18 protein-coding genes and 2 pseudogenes are annotated in these 24369 nt (G+C 67.9%); 9 read left to right on the top strand and 11 right to left on the bottom strand.

The window, feature by feature from the left end; all coding sequences use genetic code 11:
- Positions 1 to 76: 76 nt before the first annotated feature.
- A complete protein-coding gene (locus QFZ76_RS32845; protein ID WP_307677088.1) occupies positions 77 to 955 on the top strand; it encodes an FkbM family methyltransferase in 879 nt (292 codons plus the stop codon).
- Between the two features lie 6 nt (positions 956 to 961).
- Positions 962 to 2089: a glycosyltransferase gene (locus tag QFZ76_RS32850; protein ID WP_307677089.1), complete on the top strand. Its 1128-nt coding sequence runs from the start codon at positions 962 to 964 to the stop codon at positions 2087 to 2089.
- Positions 2090 to 2271: 182 nt separating this feature from the next.
- Here the strand turns inward: QFZ76_RS32850 and QFZ76_RS32855 are convergent, their stop codons facing one another.
- Positions 2272 to 3651, bottom strand: a complete 1380-nt coding sequence (locus QFZ76_RS32855) for an O-antigen ligase family protein (protein WP_307677090.1) — start codon at positions 3649 to 3651, stop codon at positions 2272 to 2274.
- Positions 3652 to 4020: 369 nt separating this feature from the next.
- On the opposite strand from QFZ76_RS32855, the gene QFZ76_RS32860 reads away from it, so the two are divergent.
- Both QFZ76_RS32860 and QFZ76_RS32865 read left to right on the top strand, forming a co-directional pair.
- Entirely contained in the window at positions 4021 to 4578 is a 558-nt protein-coding gene (locus QFZ76_RS32860) for a PIG-L deacetylase family protein (RefSeq protein WP_307677091.1), read from the top strand.
- 81 nt (positions 4579 to 4659) lie between these two features.
- The gene (locus QFZ76_RS32865) at positions 4660 to 5766 is read left to right on the top strand and encodes a glycosyltransferase (protein ID WP_307677092.1); all 1107 of its coding nucleotides are present in this window, start codon (positions 4660 to 4662) and stop codon (positions 5764 to 5766) included.
- A gap of 226 nt (positions 5767 to 5992) precedes the next feature.
- On the opposite strand, the gene QFZ76_RS32870 is transcribed toward QFZ76_RS32865, so the two are convergent.
- The 5 genes from QFZ76_RS32870 to QFZ76_RS32890 form a co-directional block, all read right to left on the bottom strand.
- Positions 5993 to 7084 (bottom strand): glycosyltransferase family 4 protein, encoded by a 1092-nt coding sequence (locus QFZ76_RS32870; RefSeq protein ID WP_307677093.1) that lies wholly within the window; start codon positions 7082 to 7084, stop codon positions 5993 to 5995.
- 47 nt (positions 7085 to 7131) lie between these two features.
- Positions 7132 to 8301, bottom strand: a complete 1170-nt coding sequence (locus QFZ76_RS32875; protein WP_307677094.1) for a glycosyltransferase family 4 protein — start codon at positions 8299 to 8301, stop codon at positions 7132 to 7134.
- Between the two features lie 795 nt (positions 8302 to 9096).
- Complete coding sequence (locus QFZ76_RS32880) at positions 9097 to 10194, bottom strand: glycosyltransferase family 4 protein (RefSeq protein ID WP_307677095.1); 1098 nt, start codon at positions 10192 to 10194, stop codon at positions 9097 to 9099.
- A gap of 142 nt (positions 10195 to 10336) precedes the next feature.
- Positions 10337 to 11497, bottom strand: coding sequence for a glycosyltransferase family 4 protein (locus tag QFZ76_RS32885; RefSeq protein ID WP_307677096.1), 1161 nt, complete (start codon positions 11495 to 11497; stop codon positions 10337 to 10339).
- Entirely contained in the window at positions 11494 to 12573 is a 1080-nt protein-coding gene (locus QFZ76_RS32890) for an NAD(P)-dependent oxidoreductase (protein WP_307680201.1), read from the bottom strand. Before QFZ76_RS32890 ends, QFZ76_RS32885 begins: the two co-directional genes overlap by 4 nt.
- Before the next feature lie 252 nt (positions 12574 to 12825).
- Here QFZ76_RS32890 and QFZ76_RS32895 point away from each other — a divergent pair, with 252 nt between their 5' ends.
- Entirely contained in the window at positions 12826 to 14106 is a 1281-nt protein-coding gene (locus QFZ76_RS32895; RefSeq protein WP_307677097.1) for a nucleotide sugar dehydrogenase, read from the top strand.
- 292 nt (positions 14107 to 14398) lie between these two features.
- Positions 14399 to 15303, top strand: a pseudogene (locus tag QFZ76_RS32900) (GDP-L-fucose synthase family protein).
- 569 nt (positions 15304 to 15872) lie between these two features.
- Here QFZ76_RS32900 and QFZ76_RS32905 read toward each other — a convergent pair.
- Positions 15873 to 16172, bottom strand: coding sequence for an LPXTG cell wall anchor domain-containing protein (locus QFZ76_RS32905; protein ID WP_307677098.1), 300 nt, complete (start codon positions 16170 to 16172; stop codon positions 15873 to 15875).
- 795 nt (positions 16173 to 16967) lie between these two features.
- On the opposite strand from QFZ76_RS32905, the gene QFZ76_RS32910 reads away from it, so the two are divergent.
- From QFZ76_RS32910 to QFZ76_RS32920, 3 genes and pseudogenes are all read left to right on the top strand, one after another.
- Entirely contained in the window at positions 16968 to 17591 is a 624-nt protein-coding gene (locus QFZ76_RS32910; protein ID WP_307677099.1) for a low molecular weight phosphatase family protein, read from the top strand.
- Between the two features lie 706 nt (positions 17592 to 18297).
- Positions 18298 to 18474 carry a hypothetical protein gene (locus QFZ76_RS32915; RefSeq protein ID WP_307677100.1) on the top strand — a complete coding sequence of 59 codons (177 nt, stop codon included), beginning with the start codon at positions 18298 to 18300 and terminating at the stop codon, positions 18472 to 18474.
- Positions 18475 to 19163: 689 nt separating this feature from the next.
- Positions 19164 to 19796, top strand: a pseudogene (locus QFZ76_RS32920) (DUF234 domain-containing protein); the annotation flags it as partial.
- 129 nt (positions 19797 to 19925) lie between these two features.
- On the opposite strand, the gene QFZ76_RS32925 reads toward QFZ76_RS32920, so the two are convergent.
- From QFZ76_RS32925 to QFZ76_RS32940, 4 genes are all read right to left on the bottom strand, one after another.
- Positions 19926 to 21014: an NAD(P)-dependent alcohol dehydrogenase gene (locus QFZ76_RS32925; RefSeq protein ID WP_307677101.1), complete on the bottom strand. Its 1089-nt coding sequence runs from the start codon at positions 21012 to 21014 to the stop codon at positions 19926 to 19928.
- Between the two features lie 103 nt (positions 21015 to 21117).
- Entirely contained in the window at positions 21118 to 22590 is a 1473-nt protein-coding gene (locus QFZ76_RS32930; RefSeq protein WP_307677102.1) for an aldehyde dehydrogenase, read from the bottom strand.
- Positions 22591 to 22674: 84 nt separating this feature from the next.
- The gene (locus tag QFZ76_RS32935) at positions 22675 to 23091 is read right to left on the bottom strand and encodes a Zn-ribbon domain-containing OB-fold protein (protein ID WP_307677103.1); all 417 of its coding nucleotides are present in this window, start codon (positions 23089 to 23091) and stop codon (positions 22675 to 22677) included.
- 12 nt (positions 23092 to 23103) lie between these two features.
- Positions 23104 to 24285, bottom strand: a complete 1182-nt coding sequence (locus QFZ76_RS32940) for a thiolase family protein (RefSeq protein WP_307677104.1) — start codon at positions 24283 to 24285, stop codon at positions 23104 to 23106.
- Positions 24286 to 24369: the final 84 nt, after the last annotated feature.

Genomic DNA, 24369 nt, shown 5'->3' on the forward strand with positions numbered 1-24369 from the left:
GCGAAGCCCTGTAGGCGATGATGCCTCATATATCGTCAGATACCAGGTTTCAAGACTCAAAGAGGAGTTATTGCAGATGACCACAACGTCCTTGCGCTCCACTGCCATCAGCATCAGGAACGGCATTGTCCGACGAAGCCCGGCGATGCAGCGTCTGATCCAGCAGGGGGCCACGCACAACTGTCTCCCCAAAGCCTTGTACCGACGGCTCCAACCCATCGGCGTGGCCACCTTGCATGCCCCGGACGGGTCCCCGTTCCGTTATGAGTGTTTCGAGGAGGACGGGTTCGGCCGCATGATCGTCTGGCGCGATATGCGGGATTGGGAGAGAACAACCCAGCCGTTGCTGTACTCGTTGGCCAAGAAGTCCCGTGTATTCGTCGATGTGGGAGCGCACACCGGGATCTACTCGATCCTGGGATGCCTTGCCAATCCCGAGCTGCGGGTCATCGCCTGCGAGCCGAACCCGGGCCTGGCCGAGCGCATCCGGGCCAATGCCGCGCTGAACGGACTCACCGAACGACTCACGGTGGTGGCGGCGGCGCTGTCTGACGCACCGGGAAGTGCCACACTCTCCATCCCGCGCAAACGGACCCACGCGGCATCACTTCGCGCCCCTCTCCAGGGGGAGGCGACCATCGAGGCCGAGGTGACGACGGGGGACGCACTCCTCTCAGGTATGCCGGTGGACCTGGTCAAGATCGATGTGGAGGGCTTGGAGTCACAGGTACTGGGGGGAATGTCCGAGGTTCTCCGCACCCGCGCACCTCACCTGATCATCGAGTGCCTTGACCCGGCGGCGCTGGAGAGTGCTCGCCAGGTGGTGACTCCCGCCGGATACACGCACGTCTACCACATCAGCGCCCAGGGGGTTGTTCCAGTGACCGGCCGTTTCAGAGATCCAGACCTCCTCCACACCAACTTCCTTTTCTGCACCCGCCCCTACTCCGGCTGACCGGGGATGGCCATGGTGGTTGCCGGGAAGAGCCCGACGGCTTTTCTGAGTCTCGGCCGCAAAGGCGACGCAGAGAACCGTATCTTTCACACGAACATCTGGTTCACGGGAAGCAACGCCCGATATGAGAGCCTGCTGCCCCGGCTGCACCGTATTGACAACTACCTGTTGAAATGCGCTGACAACAGGTATGTCCGCGGAGTGCAGTTCCGGACGCTGCACATGACAAGCGGGGTACACAACACATACCTGTTCGGCCGTGCGGCGAGAACCTACCGCTACGGGTTCATCACCAACGTCCAGCACATCGCTCATACGCGGTTTCCAGTCGTCGTGGACATGGACGATCCCTTCTTCACGACGGAGGAGATCTCCTTGCTCGGCTCTCAGCGCGTGGCCGCGATCGTGGTGACCAACGAGTCCGCCGCCAACCATTACTGTGAACTGGGCATCCGGGCCCCGATCCGAGTCATCGGCCAGGGCGCGTCAACTCTCGGCGTCGACCCCGGTCTAGCCAGACAGCTGCGTCAGCGCCGCGTGCCCGGGGAGCTGACCGTGGGGTATGTGGCAGCCTGGCACCAGACCGCCGAGGAGGCCGGCGCCGGCACTGCCTACGACGTCGACCACCTCGTCGACGAGGTGTGGCCCGCCGTGGTGAGAGCGTGTCCGCGCGCCCGCCTGTGGCTGGTAGGCGGAATCGGCGCCGGATTGCGCCGCAAGCTCGACGGCCGGGACGACATCGAGATCGTCGGCCGGGTTCCGCAGCACCAGGTGCCGACCTATCTCGCCGCATTCGATGCCGCTGTCTATCCACGACGCATTCAACACCGGCGCGCCGCTGTCAAGTTGTCCGAGTACATCAGCGCGGGAGTACCGGTGATCGGTTACCGCTGCGTCCCGACCGACCTGGTGACCCGCACAGGCGCAGGCATCGTCGTCGACACCACCGAGGAGTTCGTCCGCCACCTCACACACGTGCTGCGCAGCCCGGTGCTACGCGGGCGGTTGGCGGACAACGCACGTGCGGCGGCCTCCCTCGTGGACTGGAACGTGCTCGCCCAGAGGTACGCCGAGTTGCTGGACGAGTTTCTTCCGGCCGGAGGGCGGGCCGGCCTTGTCGGCGTGATGTCGTGAGCGCTGCCAGGTGGTAGGCGCCGTGGCGCGTCAGCGCTGTTCCTGAGCACGGTCGGCCTATTCGGCCCCGCAACACGAGCCTTCCCCGATCACCAAAGCCGCGCACTGCCATACCCTCCGCCGACTGGGCAAGCCCCTACGGTAAGCGGACGAGTGCGGCCCGTTCCCGATACCGGCGTCATTCACGTCAACGCAGGCGCGCCCCGTGTGGCGTCGGGTAGCGCCGAGGCCTCGTGGTCCGTCGAGGGTGGGCACCTGCCCGTGGTTCCCACGCCGTACGGCGTCGGCGTTCCGTCGATGCCGAGCCCTCGTGGCTCCCTGCCGAGACCCATTCCCGCGTAGACGAAGAACAGAACCGTCAGCATCGATCCGGCATAGAAGGTCATCTCCGTCAGCGACATGGCGAGCACTCCGACCGTGAACAGCAGAGGAGTTCCACGCTGGGGGGCCAGTCGGCGCAGGAGTTCTCCCAGGAACAGCAGGAGGAGAAGAGCGGCAGGCAGGCCCACCGAGGCGAACACGCCGACAAGTAGGTTGTAGGGCATGACCGGGTCGGGCGAGGGCGGCACAGAGGCCCCTGCCCAATCCACGAACGAGATCCGCCCCCATCCGGCCCCGAACAAGGGCTCCTGCATGCCGGCATGGATTCCGTTGATCATGCTCAGCGTGCGGAGATCCCCGCTGAACGGATTGAGGCCGAACCAGCGGGTGACCAGGTCGACGGTCCCCAACCCCAGCAGTGCGAGCACCAGCAGGATGGCTCCGATCCTGACGAGCGACACCTTCCTCTGCGCCCAGACGACGAGCACCACGGTCGTGGCGAACCACACGCTACGTGTCTGCGTCAGGAAGATTCCGCCCAGCAGCATCGCGCCGACCACCCACCGGCCGGTGAACCGCAGTTCGGTCGTCAGCAGCGGGCACAGCGCGGCCAGCAGGAGTGCCCCCATCTGCGCCGGGTCTCCGATGTCGAGCCCGATGAGCCGCGACTGCCCCAGGAGTACTCCGCCCACCAGGTTGACCAGGGCGTAGCACAGAACGGCCCCGTACATCAGCGTCCGATCGATCGGGTGGTTCGACAAGAGGACGAACACGGCCGCGTAGACGCTGATCCGTAGCAGCGGCGTGATGGGCGCGCCGGCGGACGCCGTGGCCAGAAAGGACCAGGCCAGGAAGAGTCCCAGCCATCGGCACACGGGCGCGAACAGTGCCGCCTTCTCGATGCGCTGCTTGGCGAAGGAGGCCAGCAGATGGGCGAGCAGTAGCAGGTCGCTGATGACCAGCGGCCCTGCCAGTGGCTCCTGAAGGGCTGCGATGCCGAGCCCATGGCCAGCCACGACGGCGCCGGCCAGCAGAAGGGTGGGCGACAGCACCAGCGCCGCCAGTACGGCGACAGCCGTCAGAGCCACCGTCGGCAGCCATGCTGGGGAACTGCCCAGCACAAGTACCGCGACCTCTGCCGGGCCGGTCGTGCTGGTCACGATCCCGAGTGCCGTGACCAGCACGACGAACACCGCGGCACAGGCCATGACAAGGACAGCTTCCCGGGACCGGGTTCGCATCCGCGAGTTCCCTCCGCTGACTGGAGGAGCGCCGTCTGCGGCATCCTCGGTGGTGGTACAGGCCAAGTGTCGACCGGATGGGCCACGTTGACTTATCCGGCGCGCGGAGCTCCCGGGCGCTCTACGCCGTTGGAGTACACCGGCTCTCCGGGGCGGCTCGTCGGCGGCAGCGTGCGGCCATGTGCGTGCCACGCTGAGGCCGAGGCCGCGGTTTCCAGGGCCTGACACACCGCTGGGTCACCGGCCGACTCCGGGTGACGCGGCGTCGCGTCGCGGCGTGCCGTCCGCTTCCCGGGCCCACGCCAGGCGTTACGCGAAAGGAAGACGTGATGTTCTGCAGCAACCCGATGTTTCGAGCGCAGTCTGTTCGTGGGAGCCCATCTCGACGACATCGAACTGGCGGCGAGCGGAACCGCCGCCAGGCTGGTCAACGCGGGAGCGCAGGTGCGTTTCCTGGTGATGAGCACCTCGGAGTACACCAGCTACAACGGCAGTCACTTTTGCGACGCGGATGTGGCGGTGGCCGAAGGCAGGGAGGCCGCGGCGACACTCGGGGTGAAGGAAATCGACATCCTCAGGTTTCCGGCGAAGGACGTGGAGAACCACTCGGCCGTCGTGGAGTCGATCAACGAGGTCGTCGACGACTTCCGCGCGACCATGGTCTTCACGCACTGGCCGTTCAACACCCACCGGTCCCACGCGAACACCGGGCTCGCCACCATTGCGGCCAGCAGGTACGACAACTCCGTGGTGATGTACGAGCCCATCGTGCCCTCCGGTCGCAGCTATGTCGGTTTCCGGCCGCAGCTGTACATCAGCATCGAACAGAAACTGCAGGCCCTGCGACAGCACAAGTCGGAGTACGAGAAGTACGGCGAGCATTTGGATCGAAGGCGTCGAGGCCCGATCGCGCTACCGCGGCTATGAGATGCGCGCCCGTCACGGCGAGGCGTTCGAGGTGTCGCGCCTGGAAGGCGCACTGGCGTGAGAGGAATGAATGGGTCGGCGATGACCACGACGCGGATCTGCGAAGTGATCAAAACACTCAACGTCGGTGGGGCCGAGGTCCTTCTGGTGGAACGGCTGCGCCGCGCGCCCCGGACGGACCGTGAATACACAGTGGTCTTTCTTCAGGCTGACACCGAGGAACTGGTCGAAGCGCTCCGGGAGGACGGAGTGACGGTGGTCGACCTCAGGTCGGGCCGACTTTGGCTGCGTTACGCCAGGCTCATTGGTGTGGTCCGGCGGTTGGCCCCCGACGTGGTCAACTTCCACTCGCCGTTGGTCGCCGCGGTGCTGCGCCCCGCCCTGCGTCTGATGAGGCGCCGGCCCTTGCTAGTGTCGACAGTGCATCAGGTTCGGTACCACCCGCTCACCATGCTGCTCGACCGGCACACCCGGCGGCTGGACGATCAGACGGTTGCCGTCTCGTCGCTGGTGGCTGACGCGCCCACCGTGCGAGGTGCGCGCAGGGTCCGTACCCGGGTCCACGGCGTGGATGTCGCGGCGCAGCAATCGTGGGCACGGCAGACCGCACAGGTGCGGGACGAGTTCGGCCTTCCCGCCGACGCGTTCCTTCTGGTCTGCGTGGCCAGCTTGAGCCCGAAGAAGAACCACGCACTGCTGATCGAAGCCGCCGCGCGGGTACTCGCCGAGCGCCCCGACGCGCTGTTCGTCCTGGCCGGGGACGGTCCCTTGCGTGAACAGGTGCTCGCGGACATCGACAGGCGCGGATTGCGGGAGCGGTTTCGCTACCTGGGCCTGGTGCCGGGAGCGGGTCGGCTGGTGGCGGCGGCGGACATCCTGCTGTTGTCCTCGACACACGAGGGACTGCCGGTCGTGGTCATGGAGGCGCTCGCGGCCGGCGTACCGGTGGTGTCCACCGCGGTCGGCGGTATCCCCGAACTGATCCACGACAACCGCAACGGGATCCTCACTCCACCGGGCTCGCCGGAGGTCCTCGCGGAGGGCGTCCTTCGGGCCATGCGCCCCGAAGTCCATCGGGTCCTCGCTGCCGGGGCCCGCGCGGACGCCGCCAAGGTGGACGTGTCGGAAACCGCCGACTGGTTCGACGACCTCTACTTGAGCATGATGGCCGAGGCCCGCCGGGGCTGATTACCGCTCGCACCCCCTGATTCGCCGTCGGGGTAAACGGGGTTTCGCGCGCGGCTCGTCGCCGCGAGCCCATTCAACGCGCCGTGCCCCGGTGAGAGGACCGCCGGGGTGAGGCAGGCGAGCGTAACCTGCTGCCCCGACAGCAACTGCCTTCGGGACGGCAAGGCTGTGCAACCCTTCTTCAGAGGCTTGCCTGGGGCGGATTCCCGTAGCTCGCCTCATGGCCCTATGTCCGTACTACCTCGCGGTACTCGCCGGTGGCCACGGCGAGGATAAGTTCGGCATAGCGATCGAGGTTCGCTTCGAACTGGTAGCTCTTCATGATGTGGGAGCGGGCGCGGCCACCCATATCGGCTGATCGAGACGGGTCCCTCAGGACCTCCAGCAGGGCAGCGGTCCATCCCTCGACGTCATCGGGGGGTACGAGCCGTCCCACGTCCGGCACCATCTCCCGGTGCGCGGAGATGTCCGAACAGATCACCGGTAGTCCACATGCCATCCCTTCGAGCACAGCTCGCGGCTGGCCTTCTGACCAGGAAGGATGGATGAAGCACCGAGCACTGGTGAGCAGGCCGGGCACTCGATCATGGCTGACAGTGCCGACGAACTCCACGTGCTCCCGCAGGAACAAGCTGTCCACGAGAGCCTCAACGTGCGAACGCCGTGGCCCGTCGCCAATGATGCGCAGCTTGGCGTGCGGGAGTTCCTCCACGACGCGGGCCCAGGCGCGAATGGCCGTGTCATGGTTCTTGACGTCCAGAAGCGACCCCACCATCACCCCCTCGACCAGCGGTGTCTGGGGGGCGGGCGGAGTGGCGGGCTGGAACCTGCTGGTGTCGACCCGGCTCCCAAGGAAGACGACCGGACTACTGGTCAGGGCCTGTACTTCTCTTTCCAGTTTCCGGCTGACCACCCGTACGGCGGAGGCGCGTCGCACCGCCATGCGCGCTGCGAGGGAGAGACTGGACCGCTTGAACCGGCTGCCGTACTCCGGACCGGGTGAAAGAACCTCGCCCTGGATATGCACCAGGTGTGGTCGTCGTCGCCGAGCCTTCGACATCTCGATTGCCACCGCCGCCAGCGGCTCACTCGACATCAACACGCTCCGCCCTCCCGGAGCGACCAGCTCGTCGATCTTGCGTCGAGCGGTGATGAGGAAAGCCAGCCGGTTCGGCGACTGCAGCCGGTGCAGGCGGACCGGCCCGAAGGTGGCCTGACCGCTGGGCGCTCCGCCACTCGGGACGATCACGTCGTACCTGCCGCCCAAGCGTTCGGCCAGCGCCCTGGCCGGGCGCAGGTTCAGATCGTCCGTGGTCACCTCGCTGCTCCAAGGGTGAGCTCCGACGACCACGACCGAGCAAGCATTCACAGCAGTTCCTCCAGCATCCGGGCCACTCGTTGGGGGGAGAACTCGGTGCTCGCGCGTGCACGCAACTGCACGCCCAGGTCTCGCCTCTGGACAGCAGTCAGGCCAGCGATCGCCTGTACATGCTTCGCCAACGCGCTGAGGTCGCCGACCCGGATGCGGTAGGGGTAATCATGTCCGACCACGTCCACGGAGCCGCCGGCGTCAGTGGTGACCACGGGCAGGGCGCTCGCCATGGCCTCAAGCAGTACCCTGGCGAACCCTTCCTCGAAGCTGGGCATGAGAAAGCAGTCTGCGGCCGCGTAGACACCTGGTAGCTCCCGGTTGCAGACCTCACCGCAGATCTCCATGCGTTCGCGCCCCGGATCAGTGGCCGCCTTTTCGAGCAGTGTCCGGTCCGGACCATCGCCCACGACGACCAGCCGTACCGGGTGTTCGAGTTGCGCCTGAAGGCTGTCGAAAAGCGGTGCGAGCAAGCGTGTACCCCGGCGAAAGGACAGGCGATGAACGAACAGGACCACGAACTCGTCGTCGCCCCAGCCGAAGCGCGCCCGGGTCCTGGCACGTTCTGCATCGGGCAGCGGAGCAAAGAGATCAGTGTCGATGTCGTTGTAGAGAAGGGAGATCCTGCGTCGGGGCACACTCCAGCGGCGCGCCATGAAGTCGACCATGCTCTCGGGGCCGGTGACAAGACGGTCCACGAACCGCAGCACCAGCCAGTTCACCGCCTCGTCGATCCGCGCACGCACGGTGACCCGCCGTCCGGGTTCCACGAGGTCCGCCATGCCACTGCGCCAGAACAGCACCCTGTGACGGTAGAACGGCCGGCTCAGGAGCAGAACCGTCACAAAGATCCGTGAGTAGCGCAGGAAGTAGGTGTCGTATCCCGAACGGGCGCAGTACCGAATGGCGCGCAGCATTTCGAGGAGCCGGCCGAGCCTGCTTCGCTTCGCAAGGTTGAGGACAGTGCGCACGCCTGGCAAGGATTCGGGGGCATGCCCTCGTTCCACCACGGCCAGAACGTCGACCCGTTCGCCGAGCGCCCCCAGCAGTGTGGGGATGTGGGCGAAGTGTTCCGCGGAGTCCACGGAGAAGTGGGGGATGACGTAGACCAGCTTGGGCCGCGGCTGGCGGGTGACGGCGGTTTCGCTGCCGAACTCCTGGCCCATGATCTGCCCCTTCATCGTGCAGGCTTGGTTGCAGGGGAATGTTTTTGGATGTGCTCCCCGTGAGACAGGGCGAGGAGTCGGCCCGCACATCGCGGGTTGCGGGGCACGCGGAACTGACAAGGGAGAATCATCGGCGGCCTCTCGGTATCGAGCGAGCGGGCGTCTGTGAGACCAGAACTGCTCTGCACTGCAGGACACTATGCGCCAAATGACTGGAAACGCACCAAACATTGACAGATTGCGGTTGCCGCGATCCAGAATCACTCGATCGTCAGCAAACGGCCCCAAGGGGATTCAGCAGATCACGAGAACCTGCTCCGGCCACCTTCTCAGCCGCAGAGTCCCGGACCACTGGCCTCTCGCCCGACGTGGTCAATGTGCACTCGCCCCCGCCTGTCCGCAGCGGGCGTCCTTGAGCACTTCGGCGGCGGCCGAACCGCCGCCTGCTCAGTCGGCGCCCGCCTTGGCGCGCTACCTCGACTGCGCGCCGAGGCGTCGGGCCGCCAGCGAGTAGACGTGGCGCGGAAGGGCGGTTCACGCCGCCGTTCTCGCCCAGACATAGCGCGGCCAGTGCAGACCTTGCCGGTAGCGGCGTGCCGGAGGCGGCGGGAGAAGCCGGTGGCCCCGCCGTGAGCCACTCCCGTACGGCCGTACTGCCGCCGGGAGCGGTGAGCGTGTAAAGGTTCGTCTGTCCAGTCCTGTGGACCCCCACCGGGGATCCAGGGCGACATCAAGGGTTTGACCGCGAATTTCGATGGATATACGCATGCTTGCCTCCTTCTCGCTTTCACGCCGTCACGGGTTGGGATTCCGTTGGAGGTCGGATGGAACACCGCTGTCGCGGCCCACCCGGTACCAGTTCTCGACACGCTCGGCGACCAGCGCCCAGTCCAGCGCGGAGGCTGCCCGTACTCCGAGCGCGCTCATCTTGTTCCGGGCCGTTTCGTCGTCCAGCACGCCGCCCAGCACGCGCACGGCGTCGGCCGTCGACCCTGACCGGAAGATCCGGTAGACCTCGCGGTCGGTGACCACGGGTTCGAGCGAGGCCTCCGACGACACCACCACGGGGGTACCGAGAGCGAGTGCCTCCAGCGCCGCCGTCGGTACGCCCTCTCCCTTGCCGGTGAGTCGGCGCGAGGCGAGTGCGAAGACCTCGGCCCGGCGCACGAGCCGGTAGACGTCTGCCCGCGAGAGCGGACCGGCCAGCTCCACTCCCGGTCCGGCCGCCGCCAGCCGGGCCAGCCGGTCCCGCTCCGGCCCGTCGCCGGCGATGACAAAGCGCAGCGTCGGCCGGCTGCGGGCCAGTTCATGGAACGCCTCGATGAGCAGGCCGTGGTTCTTCACCGGATCCAGGGCGCCGACACTGACGATCAGCCCCGGCTCACGAGGCGGGGGGCCGGTCGGCGACAGCATGGCGGACAACTCCAGGCCGCTCGACATCGTGAGAACGCGACGCTCGTCCACCCCTCGTGCGACGAGATCCGCCGCCGTGGCCGATCCGAGGGCGATGAAGGCCGCCACATGTTTGAAGGCGTGCCGTGCCAGGCGGCGGTGACGTTGGGTCAGGGCCCCGTGGACGGTCAGGAACAGCGGGATGCCGAGACGTCGGCACACGGGGCCGAGCAGGGAGGCCTCAAGATGGTCGCCGTGCAGATGCACCAGGTCCACGGCGGGCGAACCCGGACCGTCGCACAGACGCCGGACGGCGGCTGCGACCTCCGCCCCGAACGCCAGCCGGTCGGATGCGGGGGCCAGCGCCCGGGACAGCGTGGCGGCACGCAGCGGCAGCCGCGTGGCACCCCGCGGGACCACTGAGCCGTGGCGGAACGCCATGCTCACCTGGTGCCCGTGAGCGACCTGCTCACGCGTCAGGCACTCGACGTGGCGTTCCATTCCACCCGGCATTGGAGGAACCCGGTAACTCACCCGGACAATGCGCATGGCAGTATCGCTCCACCCCACGGCCGACTCGAATACCTATGTCGACGAAGCATCGCCTCCCATTCCGCTCCCACGGCGCCCGCCCCGCCGATGCTCACTGAATAGGACCAGTGGAAGCACGGGCGCCGGCCGCGCCGGACTGACCGAGAGGGTTGGGATCCTGCCGTACGTTCGAGAGCTCGCCAGCTGTCTGACGGGCCAGCTGCCGCCCCACGGAGAGCCTTCGCCTTGATGCTGCGGACCGTGCCCCGCCGGGGAGGGAAGGAACTCTCAGCAACAGCGCCACCGTGGCAAGGCCGACCACGGCGGCTGCCAGGAGCAGGCCACCCGACGGCAGGACGCCCCGTGCCAGGAGTGCCCCGGACAGAGCACCCAGGGCCGCGAACGTCCCGATGGCCACAACAGTCTGCCGCACCGTCAGCCCCATTCGGCGCAGCCGGTGCGACGCATGGTCCAGTCCCCCTTGCATCAGCGGCCTCGCCTCCCGGTAACGGGACAGCATGACGAGTGCGGTGTCCACGGTGACTACCAGCGTCGTGACCAGCAGCCCGGCGGGCACCGCGAGACCCGCCGCGTCCTTGTGGAGCACCACTGACGCTGACGCCAGGGTGAAACCGATGAAGAGGGACCCGGAGTCGCCGAGGAAGATCCGTGCCGGGTGCCAATTGTGGAAGAGGAAACCCAGACAGGCGCCGGAGAGAGCCACGAGGACCACTCCCAGCCCGGCCTGTCCGCTCGACCACGCGTGCCAGCACAGGAATCCGCCGATGACCGCACACACCGACGAAGCCGCTCCGTCCATGTTGTCCAGCAAGTTGAACGCGTTGGTGGTGAAGACGATCCACATGACGGCGAGGACGGCGTCGAACGCGCCGCCGAAGACCGTCGGATGTCCGCCGACTAGCACGACCACCGAAGCCGCCGTCGTCTCCACGCCCAGCCGCGGCGCCGGGCCCAACGGGCGCAGGTCGTCGATGAGCCCCAACACCGCCATGATCGCGGCACCCCCGAGCAGTACCGCGAGGCCCGGGTTCCCGAAACCTCCGGCGAACGCCGTGCCGGCTCCCGCGGCGAGCGTGACGACGGCGACGGCGATCCCGCCGAGGTACGGGGTAGGCCGGGTGTGGCCCTTGCGGCCGTTGGGCCGGTCGGTGACGCCGTGACGCAGGGCGAAACGCCGCAGCGGTTCCGTCAGCAGCGTACCGAGTGCCAGGGCCACGCAACCGACCATCACCGTCGTCGGCAAGGGACTCATGACTGACATGGGCCCGCCAGTGCGGTTTTGACGATGCTCGCGGTGGCCGCGGGAAGACGCTCCGCCCTGCCGCCCGGCAGGCTCGTCGACGCCAAGCGGCTCACCTCGCCGCGTGCGTCCGCGATGGCGTCGGTGAGCACGTCGGTGAGGTCGTGCTTGGGCTGCCACCCCGTCAACGCGCGAAGTTTCGTGGTGTCCGGCACTCTGCGTTGCATGTCTTCAAAGCCCGCTCCGTATGCCTCGGCGTATGGCACGTATTCCAGCGAGGAGGCGCTTCCCGCCTGGGCGATGACCCGCTCCCCGAGCTCGCGGACGCTGATCTCTTCGGAGGAACCGATATTGAATGTCTCGCCGTCCGCCCCTGGCTGCTCCAGCAGGAGCAGCAGTGCCTCGACGGCGTCCGCGACATGGAGAAAACAGCGCCTTTGCCGACCGGCCGCGTGGACGGTGAGAGGCTCTCCGCGCACCGCCTGCCGGGCAAAGCGCGGAATCACCATCCCATATGCCGGGCTCTGGCGAGGGCCGACGGTGTTGAAGAACCGGACGATCGTCGCCTTCAGGCCCCGCTCGCGGTGATACAGGCCTGTGAGGATCTCGTCGACCGCCTTGGCCGTGCTGTACGACCACCGAACCACTGAAGGACTTCCCAGGATTCGGTCGGAGGTTTCGCTGAGCTGTCCCGAGGAGTTCTTGCCGTAGATCTCCGAGGTGCTGGCCACCAGAACCCTGAGCCCGTACCGCTGGGCCGACTCGAGGACCGTCTCGGTACCCCGAATGTTCGTGATGAACGATTTCAGCGGTTGCTCGACGATGAGTTTGACCCCGACGGCGGCAGCCAGATGGACCACGGTGTCGCACTCGCGCGCCAACTCGTCGACCAGGAGTGCGTCCAGCACGGAGCCGTGGACAAAACGGAAGCGTGGATGCTCCTGCGCCCGGACGAGGTTGGACATTCGCCCGGTGGCGAGGTTGTCGAGGACCACCACTTCCTTTCCTTCGGCCAACAGCGCGTCCACGAGGTGCGAGCCGATGAATCCGGCTCCACCGGTGACCATGTACTTTGAACAAGAATCCATGCGGGCCACTCCGGTTCGGTGGGTGAGCGTCGGACAACTCCCACAGGGCTCGATCGTCGTACTGAGCCCAACATTCACCTATGGGATAAATGCAGGACATCGAAACATCGGCACGCTTCACGTTACTTCGACGCGGCTGCCTGATACTCGATTGGAGTGATGCCGGGGAGACATGACGCGGCAATGGGCCCACTGCGCATCGTATGTGCCTCAATTGACCGGAGAACTCTAACTGCCCGGGAGGCCATGGTAATGATGGCGCACGACCCGCACGAGCAAGAGAAACTGATTGTCGTCGGTCAGGGATATGTGGGACTTCCCCTCGCTGTGCGGGCGGTGGAGGCCGGCTTCTTCGTGGTGGGCGTGGACACCGACGAACTGCGCGTGAAGCGCTTGGCCTCAGGCGATTCCTATATCGAGGGCGTCGACGGCGCACGCCTGACCGCCGCGCTGGACAGCGGCCGCTACGAGCCCACCACCGACTACGACCGGATCGTCGACTTCGACGTGTGTGTGATCACCGTGCCCACGCCGCTGCGCGACGGCGTGCCCGATCTGAGCTTCGTGGAGGGCGCGGGCCGGAGCATCGCCCCTCACATCACGGCCGGAGCCACCGTCGTCCTGGAGTCCACCACGTACCCGGGGACCACCGAGAGCCTGCTGCGTCCGCTGCTGGAGGAGGGCAGTGCGATGAAGGCGAGCGTGGACTTCCACCTCGGGTACAGCCCCGAGCGCATCGACCCCGGAAACCCCGACTGGCACCTCGAGAACACGCCGAAGGTGACCTCGGGCATCGATCCCGCCTCACTCCGCAGCGTCGAGCGGTTCTACTCACGCATCGTGGAGCGCACCGTGCCGGTCAGTTCGTGCCGCACCGCCGAACTGACGAAGCTGCTGGAGAACACCTTCCGGCACGTCAACATCGCTATGGTCAACGAGATGGCGATGGTCTCGCGGCAGTTGGGGGCGGACATCTGGGAAGCCATCGAGGCCGCGGCCACCAAACCCTTCGGTTTCATGCCCTTCACTCCAGGCCCCGGCGTGGGCGGACACTGCCTGCCGGTCGACCCCTCGTATCTGTCCTGGCAGGTCAGACGGCTGCTGCGACAGGACGTCCGCTTCATCTCCCTGGCGAACGAGATGAACGATCAGATGCCCGCCTATGTCACCTCGCGGATCACCCGGGGCCTGAACGAACGCGCCAAGTCCGTCAAGGGGTCCCGGGTCCTGCAACTGGGCCTGGCCTACAAGAAGAACACCGGGGACATCCGCGAGTCGCCGGCCGTCATGCTCGCCCAGGCGCTGTGCAAGCTCGGCGCCCAGGTCGTCGCGGTGGAACCGTACACCGACTCCCACTTGCTGCCCCCGGACATCATGTGCGTGGAGTTCACCGAAGAGGAGGTCCGGGCGGCGGACGTGGTCGTCGTGGCCACCGACCACGACGTCTTCGACTACTCCCTCGTCGAAAAGACGGCGTCATACGTCCTCGACACCCGAAACCGATGCCGGGGCGAGCAGGTCGAGGTCCTGTGAGCGGTGGGTACCGCTGCTGAAGGCGACGACGGGGAACTCCGACCTTCCTGACGCTTAGCCTCGCGCTTTCATGAAGCCTGATGTCCGACGGGTGGTCAGACAAGCAAAAGTGCCTCTGACCCTCGGCACACCGTCCGTGAAGGAGGGCATCAAGGCCCATGGCCGCTTGTGCTGATTCCGGTGCCACCGTCCCGGTGGCCTCGGCGGTGAACGCCCGTGCCTCGGTGCGGGACGACAGGGTGCGCCGCCCCTTCGACCGCTCGGTGCGCGTGTTCGTGGCCGGGGCTCGGGGCTGGTCGGTTCGGCGGTGCGCAGGGAGCTTCGCCGCGAAAGGTTCACCGATGTGGTCGCGCCCGGCTCGGCGGAGCTGACCTGAGGGAGCGCCAGGCGGTGTTCGACTGGTTCGCGGCCATGCGCCCGGACGTGGTGGTACTGGCCGCGGCGCGAGTGGGCGGGATCAAGGCGAATGCCAGCCGGCCCGCCGAGTTCCTCTCCGACAACCTGCGCATCCAGGTGAACATGCTGGACGCGGCCCTGGAGCACGGGGTGGAGAGGCTGCTGTTCCTGGGTTCCAGTTGCATCTACCCGAAGTTCGCTGAGCAGCCGATCCGCGAGGAGGCGCTGCTGACGGGTCCTCTGGAGCCGACGAACGACGCCTACGCCATCGCCAAGATCACCGGCATACTGCAGGTGCAGGCGGTACGACGCCAGTACGGTCTGCCCTGGATCTCCGCCATGCCGACCAATCTGTACGGGCCGGGCGACAACTTCCACCCCGAGCACTCTCATGTGCTGCCGTCCCTGATGCGGCGCTTCCACGAGGCGCGGGAGTCGGGTGCGCGACGGGTGGTGAACTGGGGCAGTGGCACGCCTCGTCGGGAGTTCCTCCATGTGGACGATCTGGCACGGGCGTGCCTGCACCTGATCGAGCACTACGACGCGGACAGTCCGGTCAACGTCGGCACCGGTACGGACCTGACCATCCGGGAACTGGCGGAGTTCGTCGCGGACGTCGTCGGGTACCGGGGGAGGGTCGAGTGGGACACGAAGCAGCCGGACGGTACCCCGCGCAAGCTCCTTGACGTCTCCCGGCTCACCGCGCTTGGCTGGGCTCCTCGTATCGGCCTGCGGGAAGGAATCGCCCGGACGTACGCCTGGTACGTGGAAAACCTCGAGTCCGGGACGCTGCGGCACTGACAGACTCCACGGCGGCCTGGGGCGGGGGCCGAAGGCGAACCGCCCCCGCCGTGCCATCCGTGGAAGGGCCCATGGTAGGCGGCTCCTTGACGGCGCCTGTCCTGCGACGGCCGGATCCAGGTGAGACTGCCCGCTGTCTGCGAAGCCGCCTGGGAGGGGTCGGCGCACGTGCCGTCCCTGGTCGGCACGGCACCTCGGCCGGCTCAGCCCACCGGGCTTCCCGTCGAAACGAGCGAGGACGCCCACGTCGATTACTTCGACATGGGCGGCGGGCACAGCATCATGCTGGCGCCGTGCCGTGCCGTGCCGTGCCGCTCTGTTCGGACGGCGCCGCATAGCCCTGGAGGACGAGATCCCAGGTCACCACGGTGGGCTGCTTGCTGTGCCGAACCGGGCTCCGGCCGCCCGGGTTTCGACCGCCTTCCCTGGCGGGCTTTGCTTCAGGCGGTCAGAGCGGCAGCGGCCGACGGCGGGTACCTCGACGACAACGTGAGGTCATGCGTCGGAAGTTCCGCTGTCGGCCGCCGGTATTGGTGCAGGCTTCGCGGCTGCCCGATGGAGCGGGGTGGTCAGTTGTGCTTCCGTCGCCGGACGGCCATCATCGTGCCGGCGCCGAGCGCGAGCAGTCCTGCGGCTCCGCCCAACAGAACGGACGAGTGGTCCTCACCGGTGTTGGCGAGGTGAGGCTTGTGCGAGCGTACGGTGATCTCGGCCGAGAGGGTCAGTTTTGATTCCTCTCCCTTGAGACGGAAGAGGTGTTTGCCCGGATCGGTCCACTTGGGGATGGTGACGGTGCCCTCCACCGTGCCGTTCGCGTCGGCGGTGAAGTGGCCCAGCTTGATCGGCTTGGAGAGGCGGAATGCGTCCACCCCCTCGTTCGGAGTGAACCCGGTCCCTGTGAAGTCGAGGTCGTCTCCTGCGTCGACGGTGGTGGCGCTGAGGGTCAGGCTCGGGGCACCGGGTGGATACGGCTGGGAGTGGGCAGGTTGGGCCCCTACGACTGGGACTGCGGCCAGGACAGCAGAGGCTGCCGCGGCCGCGAAGGCGGCACGACACTTCGATGAGGCCGTCATCGCATTCACGCTCCTCAAATGGAATCGGGCGACGGCATGGTCCGGCCCGCGGGTACGGTATGTGCATAGATAGCGCCGAATGGCGGCTGTTAAGCATTTTCTGGAGATCAGGCGTCGTATGGCGTATGCAGATCACCGGACTGGCAGCCAGTTCCCTAGATACGAGGAGCGGGGGCGCCCGATATGTGCCATGCGGTTGGTCGCCCTGTGGCGACCGCCTTGACCCGCGATGCCCTGGCGCAGCCCACTCCGCTCAAGGAGATGCGAGCCATGCGGTCCACCGAGGGGCTGGGCCCCCGTCTGGCATGAACCGCGGCGACACCCGGTCGGCCAGGCCCGGCCATGGCCGGTGGTGTAGTGGCGAACACAGCGATCCCACACGTGTCGCTTTCAGAGGTGCTGGTGTACGGCAGGCCGACCCCGACCGACGTGGCGCCTTTCCTGAGGAAAGCGGTGTCGTCGAGCATCAGCGCCCCGCCCGGGCCGCGACGCTCACCCGACGACCGCTGCTTGATCGGATGGCGCGATCCCGAACACCCCCACAGCCGGGAAGAAACGCTCTGTGAAGTCCTCACCCGGCGGAGATGTCGGATGAATACTGACACCGCGCCGCACGTCTTGGTCTTCTCTTCTTCCCCTCATGGAGGGTGTGTGCCCCCGTTCCACGTACTTGTGGTGTGCACCGGCAACGTCTATCGCTCTCCGCTTGCCGAGTGCCTGCTCAGGCACCGACTGCTGGAGCATCGGCAAGTGATCCATCTGAGCAGTGCCGGCACCCGGGCCGTCGCGGGTATGCCAATGGCGGCTGCTGTCGCCTCCTTCCTCCTCGGACGTGGCGTGCAGCCCTGCGGGATGAGCTCCCGCCGACTGACCAAGGAGATGGTCGAAAACGCGGACCTGGTGCTGGGCGCTGCGACGGAGCATCGTGAGGCCGCTGTGCGGCTGTGCCCTGTGCGTGCGTTGTCCCGTGCGTTCACCTTCCGTGAGTTCGCCCGGCTGGTGCGTTCAGAGGACGCCGCAGGCGTGGTGGATCCGGCCGCACGGTTTGTGACCCTCGTCCAGGGCGCGGCCGCTCGCCGTGGTGCCGTGTCGACACGCATGGGTGACGTAGACGTGAACGACCCTCTTGGTGTACCTCCACCACAAGTACATGAGTGTCTGGTTCAGATCGACGAGATCGTCGGGCGGATCGCCGCCGCCATGCGGACCAGATAGCACCCGTCTTCGTCAACTGCGAGCTGGTGCAGTGAACCGCATAGGTCGCCGGGCTGCGTGAGGCCGGGATCTTGAGGGGGCTTCCGCCTCAGCGGGTCACGTTTCAAGTCAGGGCCGGGAAGACGCGCCAGATCGAAGTGTTCTTCGCTCCCCCGCGAGCGGGGGAGCGGACCGTGCCCACTGCGAACACCTACATGTACCGTGAAAGGTAAGTCGTAGTGCCACCCGTACTCGCTGAGGCACTTCTTCGCCTCGACCGCGCTTGTGTGCGTTGACGCCGTGGCGGATCGCTGAACGGGGAACTGACCGCCGGTACGCGCTCACCGGGCGGAGCGAAGCCTCTCAGGGTCGCCGGGTTGATTCCGCTCCGTCCGGCGAACTGGCCGTCGTACCCGTCGGTGCCATGGGCCACGATGCCCTACGGCACTACATCGCCGCGAGCGAGGGCGAGTGGTGGACCGTCTACGGCAACGGCGAACAGACGGCGGAGGTCACCGGCCCGGCTGGCGAAGGGACTTGCACCGGGCAGTGCCCTGGAGGATCTCGGCTACGAGCCGGATGTGCCGATCCACACGCCTCGGATCACCGCCGTCGTGGACCGTGCCGGCCGACGGTCCTGGCTCGGTGCGGCACGCCGACCCGAGGGCGATCGTGAGAGCCCGGACACCAGGCGTCGTCGCGCTGGGCGAACTCCGGGCAGGCGGTCATGCTCAGCACCTACCGGTCGGACGGGGATTCGATGTCGACCGCGCGGCACCACCTCGACCTGAACACCTCCGCCCAGGACGCGGACGCGCTGCTGACGGAACAGTGGGCGGCCCTGGACCCGTGCTTCAGGGTCACCGCAGCCGCGTTCGCACCGATCACCGGGGACGGTCACTGACCGGTAACTGACGGCGCCGCACGGCTGACCGCCACCGCCAAAGCGTGGTCGAGAGGTGGTGCTCTTCGCCGTGCAGGCGCGGCAGGGAGGAACGCCCACGGCATCGGCGTATCAGAACGCCGACGGCCCGCGTCCCTCAACCCCGCCGAGTCTTGAGCTGCCTCGTGCTGGAACAGAGCTCCCGTGCTGATTCTGTGCTGACCTCGGCCCCCGGGAACCGCGTTTTCGCAGGTCGGAGCGGTGTTTCAAACGTTCCGCTTCAACGTGTAGCCGGGTGACTCACCACCACGTTGATGGTCTGGCAGACCTGCAGGTCAGAAGGGGTCTGATCTTTCGAGGTCGGGCCTCTGGTCAGTTCCCGTGCAGGGAATGGTGCTGGGATGCCAGTGAGGCTCCCGTGCTGGTTCGTGGGCCGCAACTCCGTAGGAGGGGCGTTCCTGGCCGTGACTGTGGGCTGGTTCAGCAGCTGACCGAGCGGCTGTTGGAGTCCGCGCTCCAGGGCGAGATCGCCGACCGCCTCCTCGGCAGCCACCTGGACAACGAGAGGGTGAACATCGCCAACGACGCAGGCATGACCCTCGGTGGTGTCGCGTTCGTTCGGGATGCCGGCCTTGGCCCTGCTCTGTGCGACCGGCCCAGTGTCGCCCGGTTCTCGACATGCAAGTCCATGACTCGTGATCATGAGCGACAACCGGAGTGGCGAGCGGACCTTCACCAATATCGCCCGTGCGGCCGGCGGGATCGGGGCCACGCCCCTGCAGCGAGCGCTGGAGCTGCTCACGAACAAGCGGATCGTCACCGCGGAGCTGCCCGTGTCGCTGCGTCCGTCGAAGGATCGCCGTTACCGGGTGACAGATCCCTACCTGCGGTTTTGGCTGCACCTGCTCGGCCCGTCCATGGAGGAGATCGAGCGAGGGCGGGGCGATCTGACGTTGGCGCGGATCCGGGAGAGCTGGACCAGCTGGCGCGGCCGGGCGATCGAGCCGCTCATCCGAGAGGCGCTCGCCCGGATACTGCCCGACGATCGACTTCCCGCAGCGCACGCAGTCGGCGGCTACTGGACCCGCACCAACGACGTTGAGATCGACATCGTCGGGGCGGACCGCGCTCCCATTGCCACGGAGCTGCTCTTTGTCGGCTCCATCAAGTGGCTGGAGCAGTCGCCCTTCGACCGGCACGACCTGGCCGCTCTCCATCGGCACCGGGCCGCCCTCACCGACGAACCTGTTCCAGTCGTGGCGGCCTCGCGCAGCGGCGTCGACTGTCCGGGCCTCGACGCTGCCTACGGCCCCGGCGATTTGCTGGCCGCTTGGCCACTGTGAGTGGCGGATGGCAGGCGAGGAACGGGAGTTGGTGAGCGCGATCAGGTTGTGGACGTTGGGGAGAAGGGGCCGGGCTCGCCAGAGCCCGGCCCCGCGGAAGGGAGACGGAGACCGGGAACGGGAACGGTGTCAGAAGACGAGCACTGGCTTGACGGCCGCCCCCGACCGGGTGTCGTCGACCGCACGGTTGATCTCCGCGAAGGGGTAGAAGCTGATGAGTTCCTCCACGGGGAGCTGCCCGGCGGCACGCATCTCCAGCAGCCTCGGCAGGAAGTCGTGGGGCACGGCGTCGCCCTCGATGCTGCCGCGCAGCGACTTGCCGCCCGAGATCATGTCCTGCACGTCGACGGTCACGTCCGGGGCTCCGATGCCGACCATCACCAGTGTTCCCCCGCCGCCGAGCGCCTTGACGCCGCCCGAGATGACGGCGGGTTTCGCCGTCGTGTCGAGGGCGTGGGTCGCGCCGCCCTGGGTGAGTTCCCGCACCGCTTCCACGGGGTCGCCGTCCGCGGGGTCGATCACGGCGGTGGCGCCCAGCTTCAGCGCGAGCTCCCGCCGGGCGGGCACCGGGTCGACGGCGACGACGGCCGTGGCTCCGGTGGTCACGGCGGCCATCAGTGCTGCCAGTCCGACACCGCCGGCCCCGTAGACCACGAACCGGCTGCCGTCGCCCGGTCTCAGTACGTTGAGCACGGCTCCGGCGCCGGTCTGGATGCCGCAGCCCAACGGGGCCGCGATACGCAGGTCGACGTCGTCCGGCACGACGACGGTGTTCTGCGGTGTGGTGATCACATGGCTGGCGAAGCTGGACTGGCCGAAGAAGGAGCCGAGGACCGGCGTACCGTCCTTGGTCAGCACGGTCGATCCATCGGGCCGGGTGCCGCCGGTGTTGAGCACCCGGAAGCTGTCGCAGTAGCCGGGCCGCCCCGCGGAGCACGGCAGGCAGGTGCCGCAGGAGTTGAAGCTGAGCAGTACCTGGTCGCCGGGCCGCACACCGGTGACGTCCCGGCCGACCTCCTCCACCACGCCGGCGCCCTCGTGTCCGAGGACGTACGCCAGACCGTCCGGCAGCATCCCTTTGATGGTGAGGTCGGTGTGGCACACGCCGGTCGCCACCAGCCGGACCAGGACCTCCCCGTCCCGGGGGCCGTCGAGGTCCAGCTCTTCGATCGCGAAAGGCTCCTGCGGTCCGTGCGACACCGCGGCTGTGATCTTCATGGGTGCTCCTGCTGTACGGAAGGGGAAGGGCCGCGCGGCTCGGGCCGCGGGCCGCGGTGTCCGGGACGGAGGTCGCCCACGGATGGCCACCGGAAGGAGGTGGCTAGGCGACGGAGGGGACGAAGACGGACCGCGTCTTCAGATACGCGGCAAGGCCCTCGGGGCCGAACTCCTTGCCGATGCCGCTGGCCTTCCAGCCGCCGAACGGCGAACCGGGGTCGAGCGTCCACATGTTGACGCCGATGCTGCCGGTCTCGATACGGCTCGCCACGGAGAGCGCGTGTGCGGAGTCCGTACTCCACACGCTGCCGGCCAGCCCGTAGTCCGAGTCGTTGGCGATGGCGATGGCCTCGTCCTCGGTGTCGTACGGGATCACGCAGATCACGGGTCCGAAGATCTCCTCCCGGGCCACGGTCATGGTGTTGGCGACATCGGCGAAGACGGTGGGTTCGACGAACCAGCCCCGGTCCAGGCCGCTCGGGCGGCCGCCGCCGGCCACCACCCGCGCCCCCTCGGTCCGGCCGACGGCGATGTACGACTCCACGCGCTGTCGCTGCCGGTCGCTGACGAGCGGGCCCATCGTGGTGTCCGCGTCCAGGGGATTGCCGAGCTTGAAGGACTGCGCGAGCTGGGCGAGTCCGTCGACGACCTCGTCGTAGCGCTCCCGCGGCGCCAGCACCCGCGAGTTGAGGAAGCACGACTGGCCGTTGTTGGCGAAGGACAGGAAGGCGAGACCCGGCAGCATCTGGGAGAGGTCCGCGTCCGGCAGCACCACGGCGGCCGACTTCCCGCCGAGTTCCAGCGTGACGGGCTTGAGGGCCTCGCCGCAGAGGGCGCCGATGGCACGCCCCGCCGCCGTCGAGCCGGTGAAGGCGACCTTGTCGACGCCCGGGTGGCGGACCAGGGCCTCGCCGGTGTCCCGCCCGCCGGTCACCAGGTTGACGACACCGGCGGGCAGGCCGGCCGCGTGCACCGCCTCCATCAGATACCTGGTGTCCAGCGAGGTCTCCGGCGCCGGCTTGAGCACCACGGTGCAGCCGGCCGCCAGCGCCGGGGCCAGCTTCATGGCGGTGAGGCCCAGCGGGTAGTTCCACGGCACGATGAGCGCCACCACACCCACCGGTTCCCGCTGAATGCGCACATCGCCCGGGAAGGCCAGCGCCGGGCGCTTCTCGTCGTCGAAGCCTGCACGGGCCAGGGACGCGTAGTAACGCAGCGTGCCCGCCACCGAATCGACCTCGGACATCCGGGACAGCATCAGAGGCATGCCGTTCTGCCGGGAGACCGTCTCGCTGATCTCCTTGCCGCGCCGCTCCACCTCCTCGGCCAGCCGCTCCATCAGCGCGGCGCGCTCGGCCGGGTCGGTGGCCGCCCAGCCGGACCGGGCCCGCCGGGCGGCGTCGACGGCGCGCTCGACGTCCTTGGCGGAGGAGTCGGGGATGTGCCCCAGCAGCTGCTCGGTGGCGGCTTCGACGACGGGGATGGTGGCGGACGACAGCGGGTGCGTGAACTCGCCGTCGATGTAGAGGAGAAAGTCGGAGCTTCCGCCTGCTGTGATGCCTTCGTTGTCGGACATGCGTGCTCCTGGCGTGGGCGGGAGGGAAGACGGGGGAGGGGAGAGGGCGGACGAGAGGCGGAGAAGAGGGGGAAGGGGGAGGGCCTACGCGGACACGGCGTCCGGTGCCAACCGGAAGACAGGTATCGCTTCCCCACCTTCGGGGCGCTCGAAGTCCACGGCCACCCGGAAGCCGGTGCGTACCTCCTGCGGGGCGTCGGTGATGACCTGTGAGTGCAGCCAGGGGCCTTCGTCGAGTTCGACGACGACCACGGCGGTGACCGGAGCGGGCCCGCCGTCGCGCGGCGGGCGACCATGGACCAGCGTCCAGGAGGCGATCGTCCCGGTGCCCTTGGCCGGTACCCGGTCGAGTGCCGCCGAGCCGCAGGCCGGACAGGTTTCGCAGCGCGGCGCGCTGTGGTGGCCGCAGTCGGCGCAGCGGCGGATCAACAGCTCGCCCCTGGCCGTACCGTCGAAGAACTCCGTCGTGGCGGGGTCCCGTTGCATGATGCCGACCGTCATCGCGGTCTCCCTTCAGCTGTGCGGGTGGGGGCTGAGGACGAGCGTCGAGTGGTGGTCGAGGACGCCGCCGTTGCCGCTGACGAGGACGAGGTCGTTCTTGGCCACCTGGCGCTCGCCGCCCTGTCCGCGGGCCTGGATGACGGCCTCGGAGAGCGGGGTCATGCCCCACATGTAGTACGAGGACAGCTCGCCGCCCCCGGTGTTGAGCGGGAACGAGCCCTCAGGGCCCAGCACCCCGCTGGAGACGAAGGCGCCGCCCTCGCCCTTGGCGCAGAAGCCGTAGTCCTCGAGGGTGATGAGGACGGTGTACGTGTAGCAGTCGTAGATCTCCGCGATGTCGATGTCGGCCGGGCCGACCCCGGCCATCTTCATCGCCGCGGGCCCGGCTGTGGCCGCCCCGCTGACCAGCCCGAAGTCGGTGCCGCGGCCCATCTCGTAGCCCGGGTGCGCCTGCCCCCAGCCGAGCACGTGCACGGCCGGCTGCCGCAGGTCGGCGGCCCGGTCGGCCGAGGTGACGATGACGGCGGCCCCTCCGTTGCTGACCAGGCAGCAGTCCAGCAGGCGGAACGGATCGGAGATCATGCGGGAGTTCTGGTGGTCCTCGACGGTGATCGGCTCACGCATCTGGGCCAGCGGGTTCTTCGCCGCCCAGGCGCGCTGGGCCACCGCGATATGGGCGAACTGTTCGCTGGTCGTACCGTAGGTGTCCATGTGCCGCCGGGCGGCCAGCGCGTACATCGGGTTGGCGCCGGAGAGGCCGCTCGCGAAGTCCAGCAGCTGCCAGCCGGTGAACTTCAGACCGGAGCTGTACACGGCCCCGGCCGAGCCCTTCTCCCGCAGCGGCGCGTCCGCGAAGACGCAGGCCACCGTGTCGACCATGCCGGACTGGACGGCCATGGACGCGTACTGCACCATCGCGCCCGCCGTCGACCCGTACGCCTGGACCTCCGACAGCATGCGCAGGTCCCGCAGTCCGAGCTCGCGCTGGAGCGTCAGCCCCACTCCTCCGCCGACTCCGTTGCTGAACAGCAGGCCATCGATGTCGGACAGCCGCAGTCCGGCGTCCTGGGCCGCGCGCCGCACGGCGTCGGCGGCGAACTCGGCGGGGGAGCGGCCGTACACCTTGCCCATCTCGGTGAGACCGAGTCCGGCGATCACCGGTCGGCGCGATCCGGCTCCTGACGTGTCGTTCACGTGGGGTCTCCTTCACTGGTTGTCGGGGCCGTGGTCCGGGTCGGGGCCGTGGTCCTGGTCGCGGCTGGAGTCCGGGGCGGCGGC

Source organism: Streptomyces sp. V4I2 (assembly GCF_030817655.1).
Classification (GTDB): domain Bacteria; phylum Actinomycetota; class Actinomycetes; order Streptomycetales; family Streptomycetaceae; genus Streptomyces; species Streptomyces plumbiresistens.

Bases quoted from the DNA above. Each gene is read 5' to 3' on its own strand.
- QFZ76_RS32930 (WP_307677102.1), bottom strand. From the start codon at position 22,590: ATGTCCGACAACGAAGGCATCACAGCAGGCGGAAGCTCCGACTTTCTC.
- QFZ76_RS32935 (WP_307677103.1), bottom strand. From the start codon at position 23,091: ATGACGGTCGGCATCATGCAACGGGACCCCGCCACGACGGAGTTCTTC.
- QFZ76_RS32875 (WP_307677094.1), bottom strand. From the start codon at position 8,301: ATGGGCCAGGAGTTCGGCAGCGAAACCGCCGTCACCCGCCAGCCGCGG.
- QFZ76_RS32895 (WP_307677097.1), top strand. From the start codon at position 12,826: ATGATGGCGCACGACCCGCACGAGCAAGAGAAACTGATTGTCGTCGGT.
- QFZ76_RS32915 (WP_307677100.1), top strand. From the start codon at position 18,298: ATGCTCAGCACCTACCGGTCGGACGGGGATTCGATGTCGACCGCGCGG.
- QFZ76_RS32850 (WP_307677089.1), top strand. From the start codon at position 962: ATGGCCATGGTGGTTGCCGGGAAGAGCCCGACGGCTTTTCTGAGTCTC.
- QFZ76_RS32910 (WP_307677099.1), top strand. From the start codon at position 16,968: ATGAATACTGACACCGCGCCGCACGTCTTGGTCTTCTCTTCTTCCCCT.
- QFZ76_RS32865 (WP_307677092.1), top strand. From the start codon at position 4,660: ATGACCACGACGCGGATCTGCGAAGTGATCAAAACACTCAACGTCGGT.
- QFZ76_RS32845 (WP_307677088.1), top strand. From the start codon at position 77: ATGACCACAACGTCCTTGCGCTCCACTGCCATCAGCATCAGGAACGGC.
- QFZ76_RS32880 (WP_307677095.1), bottom strand. From the start codon at position 10,194: ATGGAACGCCACGTCGAGTGCCTGACGCGTGAGCAGGTCGCTCACGGG.
- QFZ76_RS32925 (WP_307677101.1), bottom strand. From the start codon at position 21,014: ATGAAGATCACAGCCGCGGTGTCGCACGGACCGCAGGAGCCTTTCGCG.
- QFZ76_RS32855 (WP_307677090.1), bottom strand. From the start codon at position 3,651: ATGCGAACCCGGTCCCGGGAAGCTGTCCTTGTCATGGCCTGTGCCGCG.
- QFZ76_RS32890 (WP_307680201.1), bottom strand. From the start codon at position 12,573: ATGGATTCTTGTTCAAAGTACATGGTCACCGGTGGAGCCGGATTCATC.
- QFZ76_RS32885 (WP_307677096.1), bottom strand. From the start codon at position 11,497: ATGAGTCCCTTGCCGACGACGGTGATGGTCGGTTGCGTGGCCCTGGCA.